Source organism: Affinundibacterium seohonense (assembly GCF_014284305.1).
In the GTDB taxonomy this organism is placed as follows: Bacteria; Pseudomonadota; Gammaproteobacteria; order Burkholderiales; family Burkholderiaceae_D; genus Undibacterium; species Undibacterium seohonense.
This window is the reverse complement of sequence record NZ_JACOFW010000036.1, coordinates 18,867-27,588: the sequence shown is the minus strand read 5'-3', so window position 1 is coordinate 27,588 and position 8,722 is coordinate 18,867. Positions and strand designations below refer to the sequence as shown.

Annotated in this window: 5 protein-coding genes; all 5 read right to left on the bottom strand. The window is 45.1% G+C overall.

Annotation, left to right across the window (positions count from 1 at the left end; all coding sequences use genetic code 11):
* Window positions 1-336 precede the first annotated feature (336 nt).
* Window positions 337-1,539 carry a M24 family metallopeptidase gene (locus H8K52_RS19460; RefSeq protein ID WP_186924576.1) on the bottom strand — a complete coding sequence of 401 codons (1,203 nt, stop codon included), beginning with the start codon at window positions 1,537-1,539 and terminating at the stop codon, window positions 337-339.
* 224 nt (window positions 1,540-1,763) lie between these two features.
* Complete coding sequence (locus tag H8K52_RS19455; RefSeq protein ID WP_186924575.1) at window positions 1,764-4,169, bottom strand: S9 family peptidase; 2,406 nt, start codon at window positions 4,167-4,169, stop codon at window positions 1,764-1,766.
* A 108-nt stretch (window positions 4,170-4,277) separates the two neighbouring features.
* Entirely contained in the window at window positions 4,278-5,540 is a 1,263-nt protein-coding gene (locus H8K52_RS19450; RefSeq protein WP_186924574.1) for a dicarboxylate/amino acid:cation symporter, read from the bottom strand.
* A gap of 297 nt (window positions 5,541-5,837) precedes the next feature.
* On the bottom strand, window positions 5,838-8,138 hold the full coding sequence (gene clpA / locus H8K52_RS19445; protein ID WP_186924573.1) for an ATP-dependent Clp protease ATP-binding subunit ClpA: 2,301 nt from the start codon (window positions 8,136-8,138) through the stop codon (window positions 5,838-5,840).
* Window positions 8,135-8,443: an ATP-dependent Clp protease adapter ClpS gene (gene clpS / locus H8K52_RS19440; RefSeq protein ID WP_186924572.1), complete on the bottom strand. Its 309-nt coding sequence runs from the start codon at window positions 8,441-8,443 to the stop codon at window positions 8,135-8,137. The genes clpA and clpS overlap by 4 nt, the downstream gene beginning before the upstream one ends.
* Window positions 8,444-8,722: the final 279 nt, after the last annotated feature.

Here is an 8,722-nt window from a genome sequence, read left to right as displayed (position 1 = left end):
GCGTAAAGAGTTAGACGACCATCGTGAACAAAAACGACGACGAGAGGAACAAAGAATGTATCAATTTCAGATCGGATTATTTACATGACTATGTCAATAAAATTATTCCGGACAGTAGTGTGCGCAGACAGGAATCCAGCGACGTAAAAGCCGAAAGACACTAAATCCCGGCTCTCGCTATGGGAATCATCGTTTGCAAACGATGATCGTTGCGTGGGCAAGCAGCATGCTGCTTGAATTCCCCACTACACCCTACGCAGGGATGGCGCCTCGATATTTTGAGCTTAACTGAACGGCACTACTGCTAACGCAGGCTTTTAAAAAAACACAATCAGATCAAGCGCCAAAAGGCGCATCCACCGCATGACTTTGCCCAGTGAACCATGCAGGCCCCTGCTCCGTCATATAGAAATGATCTTCTAATCGAATGCCAAATTCACCATCCAAACAAATCATCGGCTCATTGCTAAAGCACATACCGGTCGCGAGTGGCGTCTTGTTCCCTTTTACCAGATAAGTCCACTCATGAATATCAAGGCCTATGCCATGTCCAGTTCGGTGTGGCAATCCTGGCGTCTTATAACCAGGGCCTAATCCAGCGGCCTCCAATACACGACGTGCTGCCAAGTCGACTTCCTCACATGGCACGCCCAGCTGTGCGGCATCAAACGCGGCTGCTTGTGCGGCTTTCTCCAAATCCCACATACTGCGTTGGCGTGCCGTTGGCTCGCCAAACACATAGCTACGAGTAATATCCGAGTGATAGCGCTCTATCATACAGCCAGTATCGATTAGCACCATATCGCCTTCTTTCAAATACTGCACGCCATCAGGACCATGCGGAATCGAGGTTGGCAAACCAAAACTGACGATGCAAAATGTCGAACTACTGCCGCCAAATGCACGATGCGCCTGATTGATAAAATCGGCCACTTCAAGCGACGAGATGCCTTCACGTAAAATTTTTGCTGTGCGACGTTGCACTTCCAAAGTAATGTTTTTGGCCGCTTGCATCAAGGCGATTTCATTTGCCGATTTATGCATACGACATTCGGCAGTGATCACCATACCATTCACAATTGGATACGAAGCCAAAGCTTGACGCAAACCATCAGCGATAAAAAATGGAGCCGCTTCATCCAGTGCCACGGTGCCACGCAAATTTTCATCTTTCAAAATTTGTGCTACCAGGGCATAGGGACTCTCGTCTTCTTCCCATAGTCGAATATCGGCTTGCTCGCCGAGCGTTTCGCGCAGTTTGGAATCTTCAAAGGCAGGACTGATAAAAATTAATTTACCGCTGGAGGACAAGATGGCACCCACCAGACGTTCGCTTTGATACCAAGATAATCCAGTGAAGTAATACAAGCTGGTACTTGCACTAAGAACTAGCGCTGAGATACCACGCTCTTGCATCAATCGTGTGGCCTTTTCTCGTCGCTGCTGACGCTCCTCACCACTAATTGGTCGAACATGCGACAAATCTTTACTAATGCTTGCTAATTCTATTGCAGCGCTAGATCCGCCAATGGAACTCATACTTTTTCCTTCAAATAAGATGGTAATAACGTTATCACTGTAGCGAAGTTACCCCTGATGGTCTTGATGATTGCAGTAAATAGCGTGACGAAATCCGCATAATAAAATTAACATTGAGACGCAACTAACAGTTAGCGCAATGGGCACTCCCAAAACTGCCAAGTTCATTTGAGTTTGGGAGTGGGCAGATCGAATATCAAGGATACAGAGCCACGATACTTATCTCATTTACGTCCTTTAACGTCACGCTCCATCAATTTATAGATACGGCGATATTCATCCAACCAACTTTCTGGCTCACGGAAGCCATGCGGCTCGATCGGATAGACAGCCAATTCAAAATTCGGATTTTTCAATTCGATCAGCTTTTGCACCATGCGCACGCTATCTTGGAAAAAGACATTGTCATCCAAAATACCCGAACAAATTAAGAGTGGGCGCTTCAAACCGGCAGCGAATTCGATAGGCGAACTACGTGCATAGGCATCTGGATCCACATCTGGTGTATTCAAGATATTTGAAGTGTAGCCATGATTATAGTGAGCCCAATCTGCTACTGGACGCAAGGCAGCACCCGCAGCAAATTTGTCTGATTTAAACATCGCCATAAACGCCATGAAACCACCGTAGGAACCGCCATAAATACCAACACGATGACGATCAGCATTGGCGTTATCCACCAACCAATCGATACCATCTTCGTAGTCTTCTAGTTCTGGTGTTCCCATGCGTTGGTAGATAGCAGTACGCCAATCACGTCCATACCCCGCTGAAGCACGAAAATCCATATCGATCACCACATAGCCTTGCTGCACTAAGAGGTTATGGAACATCATTTCACGGAAATAATTAGACCATCCATGATGCGCCGCTTGCAAATAACCAGCGCCATGCACGAACATCACGACTGGTTTGCGTTCGCCAGTTTGCGTTTTATTGTCACGATAAACACGGGAGTAAATTGGCGCGGCGCCGTGCTTCGATGGAACAGCAATAATCTCTGGTTTAATCCAGTTGATTTGCGCAAATTCTTTTGACGTGGAATCGGTCAATCGAACAGCTTTCGCCCCCGGTGTCGCAGCTTGCACAAACAAGTCTGGCTGACGAATCGTGGTGGAATGCGTGAGCAATAACTTATCTTCGGTTGGCGCCAATTCAAAATCCATACCGCCATTCATATCGGTCAAAGCTTCATCGCGTTTACCATCTGCGGAGACACGATAAACTTCATGAATACCGGGATGCTTGCGATTGGCGCGATAATAAAACCATTTACCATCGCGGGTAGCTTGTACGCTATTAACTTCAAATTTGCCATTGGTCAGTGCCGTCGATTTCCCATCTCGCTGCAAATACAACTGACTATAGCCAGACTCTTCCGACAAATACCATAAGGCTTTACCATCAGCACTCCAGCCGAATTCATTAAAGCTACCATCATTCACCCAAGCTTGGTCGCTCAAGCGATGTGCCAATTGCCATTTTGCCTTGTCCGAACCACCCAAATCCATGGTCAAGATCCAACGATCTTTATTGTCGGCACTAAACAAATTAAATGCCAACTGCTGACCAGGCTGACTCCATCGAATACCACGGAAGCCCACATAAACGGCTCTTGGCACACTCGCTTTTGGTGCTGGCTTACCTAGGCGTTTGGCGGCATCAGTCTTCAACGCCAGTAATGGATCTTCATTAATTCCAGCTAACAAGTCCAAATTGAGTTTATGCGCCTTACCAGCCACCACATCAATCACATAAATCTGTTCATCGCTATCAATACCGGTACCGACTTTACTGCGTACATCTTCAATTTTGACATAGCCGTCACTACTCACATAATGCGGCATCTTATCGGTTCTACCATCCTTGCGCGGCGCGGCCGTTGACACAAATAAATGCCGTCCATCTGGTGCGACACTAAAGCTACGAAACTCTCTACCCTTGCCGAGATAAATTGGCATAGGGGCGCTCGCGCTTTGACTCGCGAGCTCACGTTGACGCTGCTCGGCGTCCTTCTTGTCAGTCTCACGTTTCTTAATAATATCGAAGAGGCGCGTCTGTTGTGCACTCAAATAATCCGGTGAATCTTTCTTCGCTTGCGGATCATCTTCATTTTTGATGTTGACCAACATTGTTTGTTCGCCACTACGTAAGTTCAACAAGGTCACTTTGCCCTCATTACGCAAAGCAATTTGTTCAGTGCCGACAAAACCAATCAAGCCAGCCATTTCACCAGTACGGGTGATTTGCTGCTGTTTACCATTCTTTAATAAAAAGAGATTGCCATTCCGTACCCAAACTGTCTGCGAGCGATCTGGACTAGTCAATTTCTGTTCGGATTCTGCGACCACGATTTCAGCGGCACTCAGTTTTTGAGCAAGACCACCGTTGGCACTAATTTTATAAACATCGCGTAATTCAGATCCAACGGCTTTACGTTGAAAATAAACACTTTTGCCGTCCTGACTGAAATAAGGACGCTCTGGCGCAATTCCCATCCAATCTGTATGCGCCATTATTTGTTCCATACTCAATTTATCACTAACCTGCGCTGTCGCCATTGGCATCAAACTGTAAGTCAATGCACTCGCCGCTAAGCAAAGCAGTACGCCATTCTTTTTCATTCTCATTGTTGTTTCCCTCAACGGGTAAGATGGTCAATAAAAAAACGCTGAATTCTGAGAGAATTCAGCGTTTCTTGGACAAACTAAACTAAGAAAGATTCCTTAATTTCGTTCTTATTCCGGTAATTTTTGCCGCGCTAAATCACCCTCCACGTGCTCACCAAGCTCGCCTTCCCACTTGGCAACAACAGCGGTTGCTAAACCATTACCAATCACATTCGTCGCGGAACGAGCCATGTCTAAGAAATGATCAACGCCTAGTAAAAGCAATAGACCTGCTTCCGGAATATTGAATTGCGCTAATGTCGCAGCAATAACCACTAAAGATGCGCGCGGCACGCCAGCCATTCCTTTAGACGTCAACATCAAGATCAGCATCATCGTAATCTGAGTTCCCAGTGACAATTCTATGCCATAAGCTTGTGCGATAAACACAGTAGCAAATGTGCAGTACATCATTGAGCCATCGAGATTAAACGAATAACCCAAAGGCAGGACAAATGAGGCTATACGGTTTTTCACTCCAAAACGCTCTAAGCCTTCCAGTGTTTTTGGGAATGCAGCTTCAGATGAAGCTGTCGAGAATGCTAGGATTGTTGGCATACGCAACTCACGCAGCAAGCCAACTACCCGTCCCTTTAGAAACAAATACCCAATAAATATCAACACCAACCATAAGATTAAAATCGAGAAGTAGAATTCCGCCATGAAGACGCCATAAGTCCCAAGCACCGCCAGGCCACTCTTGGCCACTACGCCAGACACTGCCGCAAATACCGCAACAGGTGCAAAATTCATCACGTAGCCGGTTAGCTTCAACATAATATGTGCCACACCATCAATCGCCTCAACGACAACTTTACTACGCTCACCAACTGCTGCAGCGGCGGTGCCAAAGAAAATCGAAAACACCACAATCTGCAATATCTCATTTTTTGCCATCCCATCAACGATGGATGAGGGCACTAAATGAGTAATGAACTCTTTCATACTTAAATTGGTAGTTGCGATCCCAGATACAGCATCACTAGCAGGTAACATGGCATGCATAGCGTCGCCAGGACGGAAGATATTGACCATGATTAAACCCAAGGTCAAGGAAATCAAAGAGGCAATAATAAACCACCCCAAAGCCTTACCCCCAACACGCCCCACTTCATTCACGTCCCCCATTTTTGCAATGCCGACCACCAAAGTCGAAAACACTAAAGGTGCGATGATCATCTTAATCAGGCGCAAGAACATTGTAGTGATCAACGACATCGCATCTGCAAAATCGGTCGGCTTAGCCATATTCGCATTGACGAAATAACCAGCAACAATACCAAGAATCAAACCAAAAATAATATAACTAGTCAAATTGAGGCGTTTTTTCATGTCTTCTACGTCCTTTTAATATGAAGCCTAAACACTACCGTCACTTATAACCATTAATGGCTTGGCGATGAGAGGCAGAAATTGGTGGCTCAGTATACTGGAGGAAAGTAACGAAGACCACTTTTATCGATTTAACATGTAAGAAAATTTTCATTTTCAACACAACCCAAAATCATTTCAAATCCATCTGTTTATGTATGATTTATTTGCATTAGTTCTTTGCCCAAACAACGACAACAAAAAAGCCCAGATAAAATCTGGGCTTCCGCTACAACACTTTACAGTTAGGCATCTCACCTATTCAACCTCAACAACCTCTTGAGAAGCAACTGGTGGCGGTGCGTCACCTTCAGAAAATTCTAACTTGACTTGATCTTTTTCATCCAAATCAACTCCGACCCGACCGCCACTCACCAAGCGACCAAATAAAAGCTCATCAGCCAAAGCTTTACGGATCATGTCTTGAATCAGACGTGCCATAGGACGGGCTCCCATCAACGGATCGAAGCCTTTCTTCGCCAAAAATTTCCGCAAATGATCACTAAAAGTCGCTTCTACTTTTTTCTCGTGCAATTGTTCTTCTAATTGCATCAAGAATTTATCTACTACACGAAGAATGATTTCTTCATCAAGTGAACGGAAACTGATAATCGAGTCCAATCGATTGCGGAACTCAGGCGTAAACATCCGCTTAATATCCGCCATCTCATCACCAGCTTGTTTGCTATTGCTAAAGCCGATAGACGCTTTTTGCAGACTTTCGGCACCTGCATTCGTCGTCATGATAATGATCACATTACGGAAATCCGCTTTGCGTCCATTATTGTCAGTCAGAGTGCCATGATCCATGACTTGCAACAAAATATTAAAGACATCAGGATGGGCTTTTTCGATTTCATCCAATAGCAAAACGGCGTGCGGCTTCTTAGTAATGGCCTCCGTCAACAAACCGCCTTGATCAAAGCCAACATAACCCGGTGGCGCACCGATTAGGCGACTCACCGCGTGACGTTCCATGTACTCAGACATATCAAAACGAATCAGCTCAATACCCAAAGTGAAAGCAAGTTGCTTGGCGACCTCGGTTTTGCCGACACCAGTCGGGCCAGAGAATAAGAATGAGCCAATTGGTTTATCTGTTTTCCCTAAACCAGCACGAGACATCTTGATTGCAGAGGCTAAGGCTTCGATCGCAGGATCTTGGCCAAATACGACATTTTTCAAATCGCGGTCAATTGTCTGCAATTTACTACGGTCGTCTTGGTTCACAGTTTGCGGCGGAATACGTGCAATCTTAGAGATGATATCTTCGATATCGGCCTTGCCTATCGTTTTTTTCTGCTTAGATTTAGGCAGAATTCGCTGTGCGGCACCGGCCTCATCGATCACGTCAATCGCCTTATCAGGCAAATGTCTATCATTAAGAAAGCGTGCAGACAACTCCGCTGCAGTTGTCAAGGCTGCAGCCGAATATTTCACATTGTGATGTTCTTCAAACTTGGACTTCAGACCTCTCAAAATCTGTACGGTTTGCTCTACTGTTGGTTCGTTCACATCAACTTTTTGGAAACGACGAGCTAGCGCGTGATCTTTTTCAAATACGCCCCGGTATTCCGTATAAGTTGTCGCACCTATGCATTTCAACTGACCATTTGACAAAGCTGGCTTCAACAAATTCGACGCATCCATCGTTCCACCAGAGGCCGAACCAGCTCCTATGATGGTGTGGATTTCATCAATGAATAGAATCGCATCTGGAGCCTCTTTTAATTGTTTCAAAACTCCTTTAAGTCGGAGTTCAAAATCACCGCGATATTTTGTGCCAGCTAACAGAGATCCCATATCAAGTGAATACACGACTGCCTTACTCAAGATATCGGGTACATCGTTTTGGGTAATGCGCCATGCTAAACCTTCAGCAATCGCCGTTTTACCGACACCGGCTTCGCCAACCAATAAAGGATTATTCTTACGGCGACGACACAAAATTTGGATTACACGCTCAACTTCACTATCACGGCCAATTAGAGGATCAATCTTGCCCTCGGCCGCAGCTTTATTCAAATTCTGGGTAAATTGTTCAAGCGGATTTTCCTTCGTCTGCGCATCGCCCTGAGCATCTTCAGCACCTTCAGGTGATTTTTGCGGCTCGTTGTGATTATCTTTCCGCACACCATGAGAAATGAAATTCACCACATCCAAACGTGTTACACCTTGCTGGTGTAAGTAGTACACGGCATGCGAGTCTTTCTCACCAAAAATTGCAACCAACACATTTGCGCCAGTGACTTCTTTTTTTCCATTTGACGCCGATTGCACATGCATAATCGCACGCTGAATCACTCGCTGAAAACCCAAGGTCGGTTGCGTATCAACTTCACCTGTACCTTGTACCGTAGGCGTATTGTCAGCGATGAAATTTGAGAGAGTTTTCCGCAAGTCCTCAATATTCACAGCACAAGCACGCATCACTTCAGCTGCGGATGGATTATCTAGCAGCGCGAGCAGTAAATGCTCAACGGTAATAAATTCGTAACGAGCCTGCCGAGCCTCTACAAATGCCATGTGTAAACTGACTTCTAATTCTTGCGCAATCATACTTCCTCCATCACACATTGCAGCGGATGCCCCGCATGCTTAGCGTGTGTTAAAACCAGCTCAACCTTTGTCAACGCGACATCTTTCGTATACACACCGCAAACACCCCGCCCCTCTACATGTACTTTCAACATAATCTGCATAGCGGTTTCTTTATCTTTATTAAAGTACTCCTGAATCACTGCCACCACAAACTCCATTGGCGTGTAATCATCATTCAGCAGCACGACCTGATACATCGATGGCGGTTTTAATTTCTGCGCCTGCTTCTCGAGTACCGTACTATTTTCATGCTTTATTCCCATACGTCTATTCTAGTACGTTGATGATAGTCGAAGTCAAACATTAGACAAATAAAAGTGCTTCTATTCATTTTAAAGTGTTTAGTCATTTTCCGCAGAAACCTGCAAAATTCATCATTTTAGAAATTCCCAAATCAACTCAGCCATTCTTAAAGCACCTTTAAGTTCTTTTCGGCATCCCATTGTGTACTTAGATGGAGATCATTCCACACAGATCAAGTGCAACACTTTTCACATAAAAAAACAACAATGATACTAGGACAAGCTAATTTTCTTGACTTT

Coding starts and splice junctions, on each gene's coding strand:
- clpS (WP_186924572.1), bottom strand. CDS start 8,443: ATGGGAATAAAGCATGAAAATAGTACGGTACTCGAGAAGCAGGCGCAG.
- H8K52_RS19450 (WP_186924574.1), bottom strand. CDS start 5,540: ATGAAAAAACGCCTCAATTTGACTAGTTATATTATTTTTGGTTTGATT.
- H8K52_RS19460 (WP_186924576.1), bottom strand. CDS start 1,539: ATGAGTTCCATTGGCGGATCTAGCGCTGCAATAGAATTAGCAAGCATT.
- clpA (WP_186924573.1), bottom strand. CDS start 8,138: ATGATTGCGCAAGAATTAGAAGTCAGTTTACACATGGCATTTGTAGAG.
- H8K52_RS19455 (WP_186924575.1), bottom strand. CDS start 4,169: ATGAGAATGAAAAAGAATGGCGTACTGCTTTGCTTAGCGGCGAGTGCA.